The sequence below is a fragment of the Cytobacillus dafuensis genome, from assembly GCF_007995155.1.
GTDB lineage: Bacteria > Bacillota > Bacilli > Bacillales > Cytobacillaceae > Cytobacillus > Cytobacillus dafuensis.
Window position 1 is genome coordinate 2,894,483 of sequence record NZ_CP042593.1, and the last position, 16,782, is coordinate 2,911,264.

At 36.3% G+C, this 16,782-nt stretch carries 15 protein-coding genes, 1 pseudogene and 2 other annotated features; of the genes and pseudogenes, 2 read left to right on the forward strand and 14 right to left on the reverse strand.

Annotated features, from left to right (window positions below; all coding sequences use genetic code 11):
- Positions 1–5: 5 nt before the first annotated feature.
- The 5 genes from trpC to FSZ17_RS13725 all read right to left on the reverse strand — a co-directional run bounded on the left by trpC (position 6) and on the right by FSZ17_RS13725 (position 5,117).
- Positions 6–779: an indole-3-glycerol phosphate synthase TrpC gene (gene trpC, locus FSZ17_RS13705; RefSeq protein WP_057770963.1), complete on the reverse strand. Its 774-nt coding sequence runs from the start codon at positions 777–779 to the stop codon at positions 6–8.
- The gene (trpD, locus tag FSZ17_RS13710) at positions 780–1,805 is read right to left on the reverse strand and encodes an anthranilate phosphoribosyltransferase (protein ID WP_057770965.1); all 1,026 of its coding nucleotides are present in this window, start codon (positions 1,803–1,805) and stop codon (positions 780–782) included.
- Positions 1,771–2,388 carry an anthranilate synthase component II gene (locus tag FSZ17_RS13715; protein ID WP_057770967.1) on the reverse strand — a complete coding sequence of 206 codons (618 nt, stop codon included), beginning with the start codon at positions 2,386–2,388 and terminating at the stop codon, positions 1,771–1,773. Before FSZ17_RS13715 ends, trpD begins: the two co-directional genes overlap by 35 nt.
- Entirely contained in the window at positions 2,372–3,766 is a 1,395-nt protein-coding gene (gene trpE, locus FSZ17_RS13720; RefSeq protein WP_057770969.1) for an anthranilate synthase component I, read from the reverse strand. The genes FSZ17_RS13715 and trpE overlap by 17 nt, the downstream gene beginning before the upstream one ends.
- A gap of 55 nt (positions 3,767–3,821) precedes the next feature.
- Positions 3,822–4,070, reverse strand: a binding site (T-box leader).
- A gap of 37 nt (positions 4,071–4,107) precedes the next feature.
- Positions 4,108–4,416 (reverse strand) — a binding site (T-box leader).
- A 62-nt stretch (positions 4,417–4,478) separates the two neighbouring features.
- The gene (locus tag FSZ17_RS13725) at positions 4,479–5,117 is read right to left on the reverse strand and encodes an MOSC domain-containing protein (RefSeq protein ID WP_057770971.1); all 639 of its coding nucleotides are present in this window, start codon (positions 5,115–5,117) and stop codon (positions 4,479–4,481) included.
- 164 nt (positions 5,118–5,281) lie between these two features.
- Here FSZ17_RS13725 and FSZ17_RS13730 point away from each other — a divergent pair, with 164 nt between their 5' ends.
- Positions 5,282–6,532 (forward strand): bacillibactin exporter BcbE, encoded by a 1,251-nt coding sequence (locus tag FSZ17_RS13730; protein WP_057770973.1) that lies wholly within the window; start codon positions 5,282–5,284, stop codon positions 6,530–6,532.
- 198 nt (positions 6,533–6,730) lie between these two features.
- Here FSZ17_RS13730 and FSZ17_RS24130 read toward each other — a convergent pair whose 3' ends face one another.
- From FSZ17_RS24130 to FSZ17_RS13755, 6 genes and pseudogenes are all read right to left on the reverse strand, one after another.
- A complete protein-coding gene (locus FSZ17_RS24130) occupies positions 6,731–6,820 on the reverse strand; it encodes a putative holin-like toxin (RefSeq protein WP_407643410.1) in 90 nt (29 codons plus the stop codon).
- A gap of 234 nt (positions 6,821–7,054) precedes the next feature.
- The gene (locus FSZ17_RS13735) at positions 7,055–7,852 is read right to left on the reverse strand and encodes a DUF2935 domain-containing protein (RefSeq protein ID WP_057770975.1); all 798 of its coding nucleotides are present in this window, start codon (positions 7,850–7,852) and stop codon (positions 7,055–7,057) included.
- A 115-nt stretch (positions 7,853–7,967) separates the two neighbouring features.
- Positions 7,968–8,993: a polysaccharide deacetylase family protein gene (locus FSZ17_RS13740; protein WP_057770977.1), complete on the reverse strand. Its 1,026-nt coding sequence runs from the start codon at positions 8,991–8,993 to the stop codon at positions 7,968–7,970.
- 596 nt (positions 8,994–9,589) lie between these two features.
- A pseudogene (locus FSZ17_RS13745) lies at positions 9,590–10,075 on the reverse strand (DUF255 domain-containing protein); the annotation flags it as partial.
- A gap of 190 nt (positions 10,076–10,265) precedes the next feature.
- Positions 10,266–11,606, reverse strand: a complete 1,341-nt coding sequence (locus FSZ17_RS13750) for a GntP family permease (protein WP_057770981.1) — start codon at positions 11,604–11,606, stop codon at positions 10,266–10,268.
- A gap of 19 nt (positions 11,607–11,625) precedes the next feature.
- Positions 11,626–12,765, reverse strand: coding sequence for a glycerate kinase (locus FSZ17_RS13755; RefSeq protein ID WP_057770983.1), 1,140 nt, complete (start codon positions 12,763–12,765; stop codon positions 11,626–11,628).
- Between the two features lie 265 nt (positions 12,766–13,030).
- On the opposite strand from FSZ17_RS13755, the gene FSZ17_RS13760 reads away from it, so the two are divergent.
- Positions 13,031–14,125 carry a CdaR family transcriptional regulator gene (locus tag FSZ17_RS13760; protein WP_057770986.1) on the forward strand — a complete coding sequence of 365 codons (1,095 nt, stop codon included), beginning with the start codon at positions 13,031–13,033 and terminating at the stop codon, positions 14,123–14,125.
- 310 nt (positions 14,126–14,435) lie between these two features.
- Here FSZ17_RS13760 and FSZ17_RS13765 read toward each other — a convergent pair whose 3' ends face one another.
- From FSZ17_RS13765 to FSZ17_RS13775, 3 genes are read right to left on the reverse strand one after another with little or no spacing between them, the layout of a single operon-like run.
- Complete coding sequence (locus FSZ17_RS13765; protein WP_057770988.1) at positions 14,436–15,809, reverse strand: nucleoside recognition domain-containing protein; 1,374 nt, start codon at positions 15,807–15,809, stop codon at positions 14,436–14,438.
- Complete coding sequence (locus tag FSZ17_RS13770) at positions 15,784–16,506, reverse strand: FeoB small GTPase domain-containing protein (RefSeq protein ID WP_057770990.1); 723 nt, start codon at positions 16,504–16,506, stop codon at positions 15,784–15,786. The genes FSZ17_RS13765 and FSZ17_RS13770 overlap by 26 nt, the downstream gene beginning before the upstream one ends.
- Complete coding sequence (locus tag FSZ17_RS13775) at positions 16,490–16,750, reverse strand: FeoA family protein (protein WP_057770992.1); 261 nt, start codon at positions 16,748–16,750, stop codon at positions 16,490–16,492. Before FSZ17_RS13775 ends, FSZ17_RS13770 begins: the two co-directional genes overlap by 17 nt.
- Positions 16,751–16,782: the final 32 nt, after the last annotated feature.

Sequence of the window (16,782 nt, forward strand, 5' to 3'; positions counted from 1 at the left end):
GCTATTCAATAATTTTTCATTTCACTTATTAATGATTCTAAGTTACTCGCTTGCATAAAAGCCTCACCAACGAGAATCCCATTCACACCAGCATTTATCACTCTTTGGACATCCTTTTTAGTTCTAATGCCACTCTCACTAATAAGAAAGGCACCAGCTCTTTTGATTTTAGGGCCAAGTCTCTCTGTCACCGCCAAATCAACTGTAAATGTTTTTAAATCTCGATTATTTACTCCAATTATTCTTGCACCAGCCTGTAGAGCTTTATAAAGCTCATCCTCGTTATGAACCTCCATTAGCACTTCCATCCCATTGTTAACTGCAAAAGTGTAAAGCTCCTTTAATCTTCCTTCATTTAGTGCAGCTGCGATTAATAGGATTATATTAGCTCCTGCAGATTTCGCCTTTACAATCTGAACCTCATCAATGATAAAATCTTTACACAAAACTGGGGCATTAACCGCTTCTCGAATAGAATTTAGATCTGCGAAGCTTCCTTTAAAAAATGGTGTATCGGTTAATACAGAAATTGCATCTGCGCCATATTTAATATAGGAAAGGGCTTGGGAAACAGGATCTAATTCGGTGTTAATATCTCCTTTTGATGGAGACGCCCTCTTGAATTCTGCAATAATCGCTATTTCTTTGCCTGTTTGTAGCCGCTCCAAGAAGGAGCATTTCTTTCTTGAAGGGGAATTAGGCACGACCAACGCTTCCTTTTTCAGTGTTAAAATTTCATGTTTTTTTTGCTCTAAAATTTTATCAAGAATTGTCGCCATTTAGATCACCCCCTGCTGGGAGGATTGACTTAATTTTATTAGCAGTTCAAGTTTTTCCAATGCCACACCAGAGTCGATAACCTCTTCCGCAATTTTTACACCTTGTTGGATCGTTCGTGCCTTCCCGCCTGTAAAAATGCCAATCCCAGCATTAAGAAGGACTGTGTCTCTGAACGCACCCTTTTCCCCCTTTAAAACCTTCAGCAAAATTTCAGCGTTATCTTTTGAATCTCCACCTCTAATGGCATCATTTGTGTAAGTAGGCAATCCAACATCATTCGGATGCAGAATTTTCTCTGTGATTGTTCCATTTTCAAGAATAGCAAGATGATTATCGCCTTGAAGAGATGCTTCATCCATATATCCAGCACCATTCAAAACGATTGCTCGTTTTCTGCCCAGTGTTTTTAATACTTCAGCAAATATCGCTGTCATATCTCTGCGATAAATACCCAGCACCTGTGATTCCAACCTGACTGGATTTGTAAGCGGACCGATTAAATTGAAGGTTGTCGGAATCCTTAAATCATTCCTTACCTTCATAATTTTTTTGATACGTGGATGAACATTTGGAGCGAATAAAAAGGCGATTCCAATATCCTCGAGGATTTCTTCTATTCTTTCTGGTGACAAATTCAAGTTCATTCCGATATGCTCTAAAACATCTGCACTCCCCGTCCTGCTTGTTATGCTCCTGTTTCCATGTTTGGCCACTGGGATTCCGGCTCCTGCTATAACAAACGTAGATGTTGTACTGATATTAAAGCTTTTAGAACCATCTCCCCCTGTTCCACAATTATCCAAAACATTCGGAATCTTTTTGTTAAATTTATGGGACTTCTCCTGTATTGCCTTCGCGATCCCTGCAATTTCCTCTACTGTTTCTCCCTTAATAACGAGACTCATCATAATCGCAGCAATTTCACTATCTGTTACATCATTTTCTAAAATATGATCCATTGCTTCCTTCATTTCTAACTCTGATAAAGATTTACGATCTGCTAAACGCTTTAGTATGTTTTTCATGATTTCTTTCCCTCCTAACAATAAGTAAAAAGTTTGCTAACATACGCTTACCTAGATCTGTTCCAATTGATTCAGGATGGAATTGCAGACCGAAAACAGGATAAGTCTCGTGTCGAATTGCCATAATTTCATTGTCATCCATCGATTTAGCAAGAACTTTAAAACTCGCTGGCATGGTCCCTTTTGCAATAACGAGCGAATGATAGCGCATTACAGTGATAGGCTGAGGCATGTATTCAAATAATTCCGAACCGGTATGCTTTATGTTTGAGATTTTGCCATGCATAATCCTTCTTGCCTTATCTATTTTCGCACCAAATGCATATCCAATTGCTTGATGTCCTAGGCAAATTCCTAATATCGGTATTGATTGATGGAAAGATTCAATAATTGCTAGACATTGACCAGCATGCTCTGGTCTACCTGGTCCAGGTGATAAAACGATCGCATCAGGCTTTAGGCTCGTAATTTCTGCCAGAGAGATCATGTCATTGCGAACAACCTTCACTTCCTCACCTAGCTCGCCAAAATATTGATAGAGATTAAAAGTAAAGGAATCATAGTTATCAATAAGTAATATCATCTTGTTCCTCCAAAAAAGATTTTAGTTTATGAATCGTCTCTTCATACTCTTTCTCTGGGATGGAATCATGCACGATTCCCGCCCCTGCTTGAATATAGGCTTTCTGATCCTTCACTAGCATTGTTCGAATCGCTAGTGCAAAGTCCATATTTCCATTTGCTGAAAAATATCCAATAGCCCCAGAGTAAACCCCTCTTTTCACATCCTCCAATTCATTAATTATTTCCATTGCTCTAATTTTCGGAGCACCTGACACAGTACCCGCTGGTAAACATGCGATCAAAGCATCAATGGCACTATAAGGTTTTTTTAATTTTCCGCTTACTTCTGAAACTAAGTGCATCACATGTTTATATTTTTCAATTTGCATTTTCTTCTCAATTTGGATGGAACCAAACTCACATACGCGCCCTATATCATTTCTGCCAAGATCTAAAAGCATGCGGTGCTCAGCAAGCTCCTTTTCATCTTGTAGTAAATCCTTCTCTAAGTCGCTGTCTTCCGTTTCGGTTTTTCCTCTATGCCTCGTACCAGCAATCGGGTTAATGGCCACTTTATTGCTATTCACTTTTATTAGGCTCTCAGGGGATGCACCTGCAATTTTATAGTCTTCAAAATCTAAATAATACATATATGGTGATGGATTTTTGACTCTTAGCTTTCTGTAAAATTCAAATGGGTCTCCTTCTAAAGTGGCTTGAAGCCTCTGAGACAGTACTACTTGAAAAATATCGCCCTCCAAGATGTGCTCTTTTGCCTTTTTAACCTTTTTAATAAAATTCTCTTTACTCATTGAAGCTTGAAAGGCAGACAAAGCAGCTTTTCCAGAATTACTATTTGTGAAATCATTAAAAATTTCTGCACTGCGTTTTTCCAATCTCTTTTCGAGTTCCATTCTTTTTCTCTTCAATGGGATAGCCACTAAATAAACCTTTTGTTCAAGATGGTCATATACAACGGCCTCCTCGAAAAACATTAGGTGCACATCGGGTATTTTTAATTCATCTTTTGGCGGCTCACCTATATTTTCATATTGTCTAATGACATCGTAGCCAATAAAACCAACCGCCCCTCCACAAAACGGAAATTGCTCTAATGCATGTAAATGATCTTCGGGCAATAATTTTTTTAATACTTCCAATGGTTTTTCATGAATCATTTCTTTTTCATTTCCCGAAATAACGAAGGATGAATTCCCCTCCCCAATCAACTCAAAAGTTGGGTCTGCACCAATAATAGAAAATCTGCCAGACCTTTCATGTTTTAAAGAGCTTTCGAGGAGGAACTTTTTCTTGCCACTTAATCGTTGAAAGATAAGGATTGGAGTCAATGTATCTCCTTCAAGTTCCTTTATTAACATTTGATCTTTCGTTTTCATGATTCTTCCCTCCTTAAAATAAAAAAAGTCCTCTATACACACATAAATAGTGTGTATAGAGGACGAATCCGCTGATCGTGGTGCCACCTCAAATTTAGAGCAATAAAGTCTGCTCCCTTTTTCGGATACGGATTGTAGCAATCGATATCCTATCCTTATAACGGTGGAATTCCGTGCTTCCCTACTCTCCTTCAAGAAGCCTCTCGTAAGTCCATTCCATTTGCCCTCGTCGTACCGGCTCTCACCTAACCCGGCTCTCTGAAACGATTAGAAGCAATGTACTACTCTTACTCAACGATTTACTATTAAAATTATTGAATAACAAAAAGGGTTTCCCGTCTAAAAAGGACGAGAAACCCGTGGTGCCACCTTCATTAGCTAAATAAATTAGCTCACTTAACAGGTATCGAAATGAAAATCATTTGAATACCTGTCTCTTGTAACGATGAGACTGTTCGCCAAAGCCTACTTATTATAGAGGTTAGTGGTTAGACGAGTGAAAAACTCTAAATAACTCATTTCAATAAACCTCAATAAATTTCGGTTTGGGGCTCCGAAGTCCATTCACTTATGCGCACACACTGATTCACACCAACCATCAGCTCTCTTAAGAGTTCGTATAGGCTACTCCTCTTCATCAACGCCTTACTTAATATTGATATTTATAGTATTCTAAATTTTATAATAAGTCAATATGGATAAATATTCTTTTTTAGTGATTTAACGCTTTAGTGAATTTAGTTTTCCAGTCTTCTGCTAGCTCCTCTAGCTGAATGAATTCTTCAATCGCTTTTCGATTTTTTCGATCATGGAACATTAAATGATTCCCTGTGAGGACTGAAAATTTTTCCTGTTTTCGATCGATTAACTCAAAATTTGAGTCTATATCAACAATGCCTTCTTCAATAACTCTAAATAAATAACCAGTAAATCCAGTCTCAACAACTCTTCTCAGTAATTGATCCACATCATTATGTTTTGAGATTGCTGCGCAAGGTATACGACCTTGTGTAACTTGAACAATTGCCTTACCTAATGAAAAAATATCTCCTATATAAACATCTTTTTCTAACATATTCTGTACACAAATATTCTCGCCAAATGCCGGTGATTCCAATGGTTTGTTAAATTCTTTTTCCCAAAACTCGTAATGTTCATAAGGATATAAGCAAACGGCTCTATCCGGTCCGCCATGAAACTCTCTATTTGCAACTGCATCGCCAATAAATCCTTCCTTTGTCAGCATCACTTCTTCTACCAGTTTTTTTCTAATAGCAGAGTTAACCGTCATCCCATTCCATCTATGTAAATTCGGCCTTCCAATATTTAATGTAATAATCTTCCTCTCCATCTCTTTCACCTCGAAAAAATATTATTCCCTATATTATCCTTTATAGAAATAGGTAGTCAATCATTTCTTTTTTTAAAATTTCCATAAATAGTTCGTTCTATTTTCACATAATAAAACAAATATTATTATTAAGTTTGATTATATTTAAGGGATGGGAGCATTAAATGGAGCATGTTGAGAAATTAAAATTTGGAAGCAAAAATGCAGATAAAAAAAGGTCTAGAGATAATGTTCAAAAGCAAAAATGGGCGATTCTTTCACTCGCTTCCATACCACTCGTCATGACACTTGGTAACTCTATGCTTATTCCAGTTTTGCCAGAAATGGAGAAAAATTTAAATATCACTCCATTTCAAACAAGTATGATATTAACAGTTTATTCAGTAGTTGCAATTATATTAATTCCTGTTGCTGGGTGCTTATCCGATCATTTCGGAAGGAAAAAGATTATTATTCCTAGCCTCATTATTGCTGGTATCGGTGGCATTGTATCTGGATGGGCTGCTTGGAAAATAGATGACGCCTATTGGATTATTCTTTGTGGAAGAGCATTGCAAGGTGTAGGCGCAGCTGGAGCTGCACCTATCGTTATGCCTTTAATTGGGGATATGTTTAATAATGATGATGAAATTAGCAGTTCACTTGGGATGATAGAAACTTCTAATACATTTGGTAAAGTATTAAGTCCAATACTTGGAGCCTTTCTAGCTGGATTCATTTGGTATTTACCATTTTTTGCGTTTCCAGTGTTTTGTGGAATCTCCATTTTGCTTGTATCCCTTTTAATCAAAGCACCTAAAGAACGACAGGTGCCCATTCCATTTAAGAAGTTTTTGCAAAATATAAAAGACACCTTTATCCACAATGGAAAATGGCTATATGCCATCTTTATTATTGGGGCAATTATGATGTTTGTCCTCTTTGGAGTTCTTTTTTATTTATCTGATGTACTCGAAAAAACGTATGATATAAAAATTATTAAAAAAGGGTTCCTTCTTGCTGTTCCGCTTGGAGCATTGTGCCTTGCTTCCTTTATTACAGGAAAAGTGATTAAAGAAAATAAGGTCTTAATGAAATGGATCATTTTTGGAGGTTCAACTCTAACATCTATTGCCGTTGCTATTCTAAGTTTTTCGGACGGTGTGTGGTTCATGATCATATTATTCATTTTTGGGGGAATCGGTATTGGTGTTGCTTTACCGTGTTTAGATGCATTAATTACTTGTGGAATTGAGAAGGAAGAAAGAGGAACCATAACGTCTATATATAGTTCGATGAGATTTATCGGTGTTGCTGCAGGACCTCCGACTGTAGCAATATTGATGAAGAACGCTGAAAATTCCCTTTTTTATGTACTAAGCGGCCTAACTGCCATAGCGATCATTGCAACATTTATGGCTATAAAGCCTGATTGAGATAATATAATTCTAGATGACTTTCCGACACATATATGGTATCCTAATGGTGAAGAATCATTTATTAGAAAAACCTAAATAGTAAAAAAAATGACCGCAGGTGTTGGCGCACCCACGGCCACTTGCAATAGTCGTTCCTTTAGGGGATCGGCCAGTACAAAGACTAGACCTCTCCTCAATTATCAGGTCAAGGGAGGTCTATTTTTTGTGGTTAAAAGACAAGACAGCAATAATTAAACTCGAAAATGAAATCATGATCATGATCGTTTCGAATACTGTCATAGGCATCACCCCCTTTCAACGGGGTTAGCCGACCACCCTTACCGAAAACTCCCTATTGCTTCTTCATTATACCATATCGTTGTCCACAAGAAAGAACATGCGTTCCATTTCAGGCAAAATGATCCTTCCAGCCTATATATCGTGATGTTAGACTACTGCTTTTGCATTATAAATATTTGAAAATTCTTTATTTCATGTTTGAAACGAAATAAAAAACCACCTAATCAGGTGGAAATATAATTATTCCTTTATCCTCTGTTTTGTTGGATCACAGTCGGGTTTTTCTAAGTTAGTTGATTCGGCGAGCTTCATTAAATAATAGCATTCCTCTCTAAACATATGATCAGCCATTAATGCTGCAAATGTTCCTAAAGCCTCTTTACTAAGTTCTAATTCCTCAATTTCATTTAAAAAATTCATGAAAAGCTTCATTTCAATTGAAATATCTTTATTAAATCTTTCCAAAGCAGGGAATGATTTAATATTTGAACGAAGAAATCCCGCCATTTCAACTGCTTTTATATAAAATGATTCAAAATCCTTTATAAATTTATCGCTCCTATTTTTAATTTTCATTTCAATTTGATCCATATTATGTGAAATTGCACTTGCATGACCAGCGGCATCCAATAACCAAATCAAATGATGATGGAGCTCATGAAATACAGGAGGTGTCTCACCTTTCTTTAAATATTTTAAAATAAGTAAATATTCTTCCACTTCATTAACCATATGATTCATAAATGTTGGACCAAGATGAATCTTAATTTGTCCAACAAGATGGCGTTCAAGTATCTTTAGCTTAAAATCCCTAATTTTCTTTGCTTCTTCATCTGCCTTCATACTAAGCTCTACTAGGTTTTCTACTTCAACCCTGGTAAGAAGAGAGTCAAACACCTGAATAAAATAAGTCGCTTCATCTATTAATTCTTTTTCTTTTGGGGCGAGTGAATCATAAATAAATCGGGCATGATCTCCTAACACTTGCAGCCAAAATCCATGTTCTAATTTAGCAGCTTTTTCAAAGCTAGCAGCCAAACAATCTCCTCCCTATATCCTTTTCTCATAAAAGCTTATCAGTAACATCTAACTTTTATGACATAAAAAAGGAACTCCGCTTCCGTTACTAAACGGAAGCCTAGAGTCCCATGGTTTAAAAATTAATGGCAGTCATCTGTTCATTTAATATCTCAGCTTCATATCCTTTTGACTTTAAATATTCCAATAATGCTGGCAGATGTTCAGCTGTTGTTTTTCTATCATGCAATAAAATAATTATTGGTTTATCACGGTATGGGTAATTCTCTATTTGATAAATAACGTGGGAAACATATTCCCCATTTTTATATTTCCAGTCCTCGCTATCAACTGTCCAATCCCATAATTGAAACCCTGCCGTTTCAACTGCCTGTTTATAGGAAGGCTTCATATAAGGTGCAGAACCATATGGTGTTCTAATTAGATGTGTAACTTCGCCAGTGAGATTCTTCAATGTTGCTTGTGCCTTTGTCATCTCATCAACTACTGTTTTTTCCGAACTATAAATTTTCGAAGTATTATGTGTTACACCGTGTAATGCCGGAATATGCCCATTGTTAATAATACTCTTTACTTCTTCTGGATATGTTCTCATATTAGGTTCAAGCATGAAAAAGGTTGCTTTCATTCCATAAGAACTAAGCGTTTCTAGAATATCATTTGTATATGCCGATGGCCCATCATCAAAGGTGAGATATACTTTTTTCAATTCATTTTGCTGCTTAATTGTTTGCGTTTGTTTATTTCCCTTATTTGAAGACTCAGTCGTATTAGAATTACTAACTCCAGCTGTTTTATCTACTGTTTCCTTTTTAACTATTTGCTTTTGAGATTCTATATTCGTTTCTTTACCCTCGTTAATTTTTTTATCCTTTTCAACTTTTATTTGCTTATTATTATTATTATTGATTCTGCGAAAATAGTTATGTATAGGACCATTCATTTCATCATATTGTTGAAAATTCTTGTTTGTCATTAATGAATACATAATGTTAATTGGCTGAGTCAAACTAGAAACTGCTAATGTTTCATTCTTTTTGCTAGAATCAAAATTTACTAAAACTAAAGAAGTACACACCATCATAGAAAGCATCAGTTTTGTTCTTGTTTTGATAGATTTTCTTTTTCGTTTTCTTCTCACGAGGGTTCACCTTACCATTTCTTGACCATACTTTGTTGTAAAAAAAAACAAACATTAATTTAGGAATTTTTATAAAAGCATTGATTATTAAAGGAAAGCATCGCAGATTATTTCTGAGGTTATCTCTGCCTTTTTCATTCAGAGGATTGTGGAGTGAATCAGGCATTTATTTGATTTTCATGCTTTCATTAATTAGACGAATTAGATGTAAAAAAAGTTGTCATATTTCTTTATAAATCTACAAATCTTTTTATATTTCGCTATAAAACTACCCTTCCTTTTAAGAGTAACTAATCTCAAAATCATTTTCAAATCTTTCCAGGCTTTTTAATGGATTTTTTTAACTTTCTATATAATTTTTTCGTTATTATTTTTTCTATTATTCTAATAAAACTATTTACTCTTAAAGTTCAAATATGATAGATTCAAAAACAACAACATATAGTGTTTTTCAATTAACTTAACACTATATGTTGTTTTTGTGTTTTATTTCCAATCAATCCAAAACCTTATAATCTTATGTGCTTACATGAGCGGATATTTTTCATCTGATTTTTTTTAACTTAAATTGCATGAAAAGAAGGACAGTCTCATCGATCACGACTATTTGTAAATTGATCATACAGTTGTATGATCAATTCCTTAAATCCAGGTGTACCATTGAGGCTTTCTTTGGGAAAATACGTTCCGGCATAAAAAGGCTTCTGATCTGGTGTCAAAAACACACTTAATGGCCAGCCACCATGGCCAGTCATCATCTCGCAAACATTCATATAAATTGAATCGATATCTGGCAGTTCTTCTCGGTCTACTTTAATTGTAATAAAACGTTCATTTAAAAGCCTAGCTGTTTCATCGTCTTCGAAGGATTCTTGTTTCATGGCGTTGCACAAATGACATTCACTATAGCCAATACTAACAAAAACGGCCTTCCCTTCTCTCTTAGCTTTTTCAAACGCCTCTAGTGACCATTCAAGCCAATTTACAGGATTCTTTTCATATTGCTTTAAATATGGGCTTTTGGATTGCACTAACCAATTATATGTAGGTGAATACCGATCCTCAGATAAGAAAGACTGCATTAGCCACACTCCTAAAAATTAGAATTGGGAGAACGACAACCATTCCCAACAGCAAACACTTTTATCTAAATTTGACACATATATCATTTCCATCATAGAAAGAAAAAACACGCAATGGAACGATTAATATCTCAAAATAAATATCAAAAAAACAGAGAGCCACCTTAAGCTCTCTGTCTATATTATTCTATTAAACTAAGAATACCCACAGAATCATCGTTACAACTATCGTTACAAGACCTTGTAACAATGTAGCCATTGTTTGTGCTTTATATGCATCTTTCACTTTCAAACCACTAAATTCGGTAACAACCCAGAAGAAACTATCATTCACATGACTGACTGTCATTGCACCTGCACCAACTGCCATGACAACTAAGGCTAGAGGGACAGCACCTTCTATTCCCATTGTTGGCAGTAATGGAGCAATGAGAGAAGATGTAATAACAAGAGCAGCAGTAGATGAACCTTGTGCTGATTTTAAAGCTGCTGCAATAATGAAAGGAATCAGTAAGAATAAAGCACCGCTAAATGAATCGGCAAGATTCCATCCTTGAATCATTTCAGAAATGCCTGAGTTTTTGATCACCGTACCAAAAGCACCACCAGCTCCAGTAATGAGAAGAATAGGAGCTGCATCTAATAAGGCTTCTGCCACCCATTTTGTTAATGTTTCTTCATTAAATTTTGGCAATAAAGTAAGAGCCGCTATAACACCAGCCATTAATGCAATGACCGGTTGACCTAAGAAACTTAGGAAAGATCCTATATTTCCTTCTATTTTGAGAAATGAAACAACAGAACCAATTCCTATTAATATGATTGGTAATACAATTGGTAAAAAGGCTTTGAATGTCGATGGCATTTTACCAAATGAACGAACAATTTCATCGTAGTCTAATTCCTCGCCATCATCTTCCACTTCTATTTTACTAGCAACCTTTGTCGCCCAAAAATAACCGACAACGGTTGCAGGTATAGCTACAATTAAACCAATTAATATGATTGTCCCTAAGAAGCCATCTGCTCCAATATTCCCTGCAGCTGCAATCGGACCAGGTGTTGGCGGAACAAGTGTATGTGTTGCGTATAAACCAGTTGCAAGTGCAACAGACATAGAGGCTAGGGCAACTTTTGCTCGTTTCGCTAACGCCTTTCTTAAACTGTTTAAAATAACAAAGCCAGAGTCACAAAAGACTGGGATTGAAACAATGTAACCGATTAAACTCATCGCTAACTGTGGTCTTTTCGGCCCAACAATACGGAGCACAACTTCTGCCATCCGTAAGGCAGCACCAGACTTTTCCAAGATTGTCCCGATAATTGTTCCGAATACTATGACGAGACCAATACCACCCATTATTCCACCGAAACCTGTATTGATATTTTCTACAATTTTCATAAGCGGCATACCAGAAGCAAATCCTACAAACAATGCACCTAACATAAGTGAAAGGAAAGGATGCAATTTAAACTTAGTTGTGGCAACGATAATTAACAATACTCCAATGGCTATAACAAGAAATAACATTTTTTTCCTCCTGCTTTTTCTATTTTTGCAAACCTATCATATAAGTACGGATGACTTGCTCAGCTGTCTGCTCAAGCAGTTCAGCTCCTCTTGTCATGGCTTCTTGAAGAGTCATAGGGGCATTTACAATGCTATAAACACTGGTAATCCCATGCTGGTACAAAACTTCAATTCCTTGACCAATTGATCCAGTAAGAGCAAATACCGGGATTCCCTTCTTTTTAGCGGCCTCTGCCACTCCCATCGGTGTTTTTCCAGATGCTGTTTGGAAATCAATTTGTCCTTCTCCAGTAAAAACACAATCGGCACCAGCTAAATGTTCTACTAACTTTGAATATTCTATAACAATGTCAATCCCTCTTTTTGTTTTGGATGGAAAAAAAGCTTGGAAAGCTCCACCAATTCCACCTGCTGCGCCTGCACCAGGCTTCTCATGTAATCGAATTCCTGTCTTCTGTTCAACCAAATCCGCCCAATGAAGTAAGTTGTTGTCTAGAACCTCTACCATTTCAGGTGTAGCCCCTTTTTGAGGTCCAAACACATGAGATGCTCCGTCTTTTCCAACCAATGGGTTTTGTACATCTGTTGCAATCAAAAATTCACATTTGGCAATACGAGAATCAAAATGTTGGTCATTAATTTGGATAACTCCAGAAAGTTCTCCGCCTCCATAGCCAACTTGTTGATTATCTGAATCTAACAACTTCATACCTAAAGCTTGAAGCATGCCGATTCCACCATCATTGGTAGCGCTTCCACCAATCGCTAAAATAAATTTTCGCAACCCATCATCCAGCGCTTTTTTAATTAATTGCCCTGTACCGTATGTCGTAGCATCCATCGGATTGAGTTTTGTAGAATCAATAAGACATATGCCTGAGGCCCTTGCCATTTCGATTACACAAGTTTCCTCGTCACCCAATATGCCATAAGCTGCTTGAACAGGATCTTGTAATGGGCCTTTAACTGTTAATTCAACCATTCGGCCTTGAGTTGCCGCAACTAAGCTTTCCATCGTCCCCTCTCCACCATCTGCTACAGGAACGATAACTGTTTTTACTCCCTGTACTGCCTTTTTCACCCCTCTTTCAATTGCTTGTGCGGCTTCAAGTGCCGTCAAACTTCCCTTGAATGAATCGGGTGCAATGACTATTCTCATATCGCATGCCACCTTACTAAATAAATAATTTGCTTTGGACTTTGCAAATTGATCCAACGAATTGATCAGAATTTCAAAAAGCTAACATTCTTTTATATAACTAATTACAGAAAAATAATTTGTTATATAACACAACAATTCTTAATTAATATTATAATTACTTGAACTAGATTAATCATCGTTTAATATAAACAAAAAATAGTATTTTTTTATATGTTTTATTGTATATAATAGATAAAAATCACAATTATAAAGGATGTCCTTTATGTTAACGGTAAATATAGCAAAAGAAATCGTGAAGCAAACAATGATACGATTAAATCGAAATATTAATATTATGGATAAAACCGGAACCATTATTGCTTCCGGTAATTTAAAGCGAATGAATCAGGCTCATTTTGGTGCCATAGAAGTACTTCGAACAGGTAGACCGCTTATTATTCGAGAAATGGATAGGCATCACTGGGAGGGTGCTTACCCTGGAATTAATCTCCCAATCCAATTTCAAAATCAAATAATTGGAGTAATTGGAATAACGGGAAATCCAGACGAAATTATGGAATTTGGAGAGTTAGTCAAAATGATTACTGAAATGATCATTCAGCATTCCTTTCTAACAGAACAGCTTGAATGGAAACAGCACTTAAAGGAATTAATATTTGAAGATTTAATTAATATTCCATTAAAAAGTGAAACTATTAATCAAAGACTACATTTAATTGAGAGTAAAATTGAGTCGCCTAATCAAGTAGCTGTCGTTGAATTAGATTTAAATGAATCAACAAAAAGTGATTTGCTTCAGCAATTTGAGGATTTTTTCCCTTTAAAACAGACGCTCATTGGTTTTTTAAGCGTTAATCGTATATTCATTTTAGCCTTGAACCTGCCTGAAGACTATTTAAGACAAAAATTGCTACAGATATTAAGTATCCTTAAGTCAAAAGGAATTGCTGTAAGAATTGGAATAGGGACTCCGGTTATAGATCAAGCACATATAAGATACTCCTATGATGAAGCATTATGCGCTTTAAAACTGGGAAGGAAAGAGCAGCCCTTAATTGCGTATAGTGAAATAGAAACGAAAGCACTTTTAGATCAACTTGATGCACGAGCAAAACAACAATTTTCTAATAGAGTTTTAGGAGATTTATCAGAAAAACTCATTGACACAATAGAACAATTCGTTGCACATAACCTTAACATTGGGGAATGTGCAAAAAATATGTATATTCATCGAAATTCGCTTATTTATAGATTAAAAAAAATCAAGGAAATAACAGGATATGATCCTCAATCCTTCCATGATGCAATGACATTACAGCTTTCAATTTGGATATGGCAGATGGAAGGAGAGGAATAAGAATTAGATGTGGAGATAGTAATAACTGCCTTCAGTTAAACTTCCCTGTTGATTTTCGCTGCAGGCACTTAGCGATCGCGGGCGGTCTGGAAGCCTCCTCGTCGAAGAGCGCTCCTGCGGGGTCTCCCTTTGACTCGCTTCTCCCGCAGGGGTCTCGCGCCTTCAGCTCCAATCAACAACAAAATAGCATTTTCAACACTAAGTTTTAACATAGTCAGTCATAAAAAAACACCTCCAATTGTTAGTTGTGTCTAACAATTGGGGTGAAGTTAAACTAATTATACTCACTCTTTTTTTATTCTTGTTTATTTTATATCCACCCTAACAACCTTGCAGTTTGTGCAATAATAAATGGTACAAGAATAGCGATTACTGTTGGAATGAGGAACGCAAGAAAAGTCCATTTCTTACTTTTGGTTTCTTTGTAAATATTAATTAATGTTGTTCCACATGGATAATGCAGGAGAGAAAATAACATCATGTTAAGCGCTGTTACCCACGTCCATCCTTGTTCAAGAAAAATATTCTTCAAGTCTACTAAGTTATCAACCTCTGTGAGAGCGCCAGTTGATAAATATCCCATCAAAAGGATTGGAAATACAATTTCGTTAGCAGGCATACCTAAAATAAATGCCAACATGATGTAACCATCTAATCCTAGCAATTGTCCGAACGGGTCCAAAAACTGAACCATATACATCAAGATACTTGTGTCACCAATGTATATATTTGCAATAACCCAAGTTAATATCGCTGCTGGAGCTGCTACCTTAACAGCTCTCACTAATACTGTCCATGATTTTGTAAGAGATGATCGGATTACCGTATCAAAGAACTTCGGACGGCGGTATGGAGGTAATTCCAACGTATAATGAGTAGGAACACCTTTAAGCGCTGTTTTTGAAAGAACCCATGAAACAAAGAAGGTGACTATAATTCCAAATAAGACCAGTCCGACTATTACCCCAGTTGTTACAAGCGATTTAAGTCCTCCAGTAAAATTTGCCGCCATAAAAAGAGATGCTAATACAATTAATGTGCCCCAACGTCCATTACATGGAACAAAATTATTCGTTAATATTGCTAGCATACGCTCTCTTGGCGATTCAATAATTCGAGTTGAAATAACTGCTGCTGCGTTACAACCAAACCCCATCGCCATTGTTAATGATTGCTTTCCATGGGCCCCTACTTTTTTAAATATCCGATCCATATTGAATGCGACACGTGGCAGATAGCCATAGTTTTCTAATAGGGCGAATGTTGGAAAAAAGATAGCCATAGGAGGAAGCATAACACTTATGACCCAAGTTGTTCCCCTATATAAACCTAATACCAATACACCATGAAGCCATTCAGGAGCATGAATAAAGGTAAAGAATGCAGTTATATAATTTTCCAACCATCCAAAAAACTCTGCGAGCATTGAAGATGGGATATTAGCACCTGCAATGGTTAGATAAAAAACAAGCCCTAGCATAACAATCATTATTGGGAAACCAAAAAGCGGAGAAGTAAATATCGCATCTAACTTTTCTGTCTTTGTATCACTTTTTGATTTTGAATAAGTGACCCCTTCTTGACACAATTGGCTACTTCTCTTATATAAATGATGAACAATCTCGTCCCTTAGCTTTGGTGAAGACAGTTGTTGTGCCTCAGAGTATAGCTGTTCGATATTCATTAGTTTTCTTTACCTCCTCCAATTGCAGACGATTTTTTATTTCATCTAGTAGCCTCTCATCCCCATCTAGTAATCTAAGAGAAACCCATCGTGACGATAAACGATCTCCTACCATTTCTCTTATATAGGGTTCGATTTTTTTTATTTGTTCTTCGATTTCATCGGAATATGTCATTTGAGTTGGATTACATTCAATGGCTCCATTTACAATCCGTTCAATCGTATCAAGTAATAGATCAAAACCTACCTTGTTACGAGCTGACAACTTAATAACTGGAACACCGAGTCTGTTAGTCAATAAACGCTCATTAATCTTAATCCCTTTTTTTTCTGCTTCATCGATTAAGTTAATACAAACGATCACATTCCTTGTCATTTCTAAAATTTGCAATGCAAGATTGAAATTCCTTTCTAATGATGTTGCATCTAACACGACAAGCGTTACATCTGGTCTTTCGAACACAATATAATTCCTAGCTACTTCTTCGTCCGTTGAATTTGAAAATAGAGAGTATGTGCCTGGAAGATCAATAAAATGATAAGTTTTTCCCTTAAATTGAACATTACCTTCTGCAAGCGAAACGGTCTTACCTGCCCAATTTCCTGTATGTTGTCTTAAACCAGTTAGGGCATTGAATAAGGTGGTTTTTCCAGTATTCGGGTTTCCAGCTAAGGCAATTCTAATTGGGTTCGTCATTGCTGATCAACTCGCCTTCAATTTTAGAACTTTCTTCTTTCCTTAATGCAATTGTTGTTTGACTCACTCGAAAAGCAATTGGATCTCCAAGCGGACTTTTCTTCAAAACTTCAATTATAGCTCCTGGTACAAACCCTAAGTCTAATAACCTTCTTCTCATTACACCTTCTAAAAATATATCAGTAATACGGATGAAATCACCTTTTTTCCCTTGATATAAGGTCAACCTCTTGGTCGAACGCATGTTTTTTTCACCCCTGCCTTTATTTTTCCCTA

What these genes read in the sequence shown, in the direction of transcription:
- trpC (WP_057770963.1), bottom strand. Translation starts at nt 779, where the DNA reads ATGGCGACAATTCTTGATAAAATTTTAGAGCAAAAAAAACATGAAATT.
- trpE (WP_057770969.1), bottom strand. Translation starts at nt 3,766, where the DNA reads ATGAAAACGAAAGATCAAATGTTAATAAAGGAACTTGAAGGAGATACA.
- FSZ17_RS13750 (WP_057770981.1), bottom strand. Translation starts at nt 11,606, where the DNA reads ATGTTATTTCTTGTTATAGCCATTGGAGTATTGTTAATTATCGTTGCC.
- FSZ17_RS13730 (WP_057770973.1), top strand. Translation starts at nt 5,282, where the DNA reads ATGGAGCATGTTGAGAAATTAAAATTTGGAAGCAAAAATGCAGATAAA.
- trpD (WP_057770965.1), bottom strand. Translation starts at nt 1,805, where the DNA reads ATGAAAAACATACTAAAGCGTTTAGCAGATCGTAAATCTTTATCAGAG.
- FSZ17_RS13715 (WP_057770967.1), bottom strand. Translation starts at nt 2,388, where the DNA reads ATGATATTACTTATTGATAACTATGATTCCTTTACTTTTAATCTCTAT.
- FSZ17_RS13755 (WP_057770983.1), bottom strand. Translation starts at nt 12,765, where the DNA reads ATGAGAATAGTCATTGCACCCGATTCATTCAAGGGAAGTTTGACGGCA.
- FSZ17_RS13760 (WP_057770986.1), top strand. Translation starts at nt 13,031, where the DNA reads ATGTTAACGGTAAATATAGCAAAAGAAATCGTGAAGCAAACAATGATA.
- FSZ17_RS13775 (WP_057770992.1), bottom strand. Translation starts at nt 16,750, where the DNA reads ATGCGTTCGACCAAGAGGTTGACCTTATATCAAGGGAAAAAAGGTGAT.
- FSZ17_RS13725 (WP_057770971.1), bottom strand. Translation starts at nt 5,117, where the DNA reads ATGGAGAGGAAGATTATTACATTAAATATTGGAAGGCCGAATTTACAT.
- FSZ17_RS24130 (WP_407643410.1), bottom strand. Translation starts at nt 6,820, where the DNA reads ATGCCTATGACAGTATTCGAAACGATCATGATCATGATTTCATTTTCG.
- FSZ17_RS13770 (WP_057770990.1), bottom strand. Translation starts at nt 16,506, where the DNA reads ATGACGAACCCAATTAGAATTGCCTTAGCTGGAAACCCGAATACTGGA.
- FSZ17_RS13765 (WP_057770988.1), bottom strand. Translation starts at nt 15,809, where the DNA reads ATGAATATCGAACAGCTATACTCTGAGGCACAACAACTGTCTTCACCA.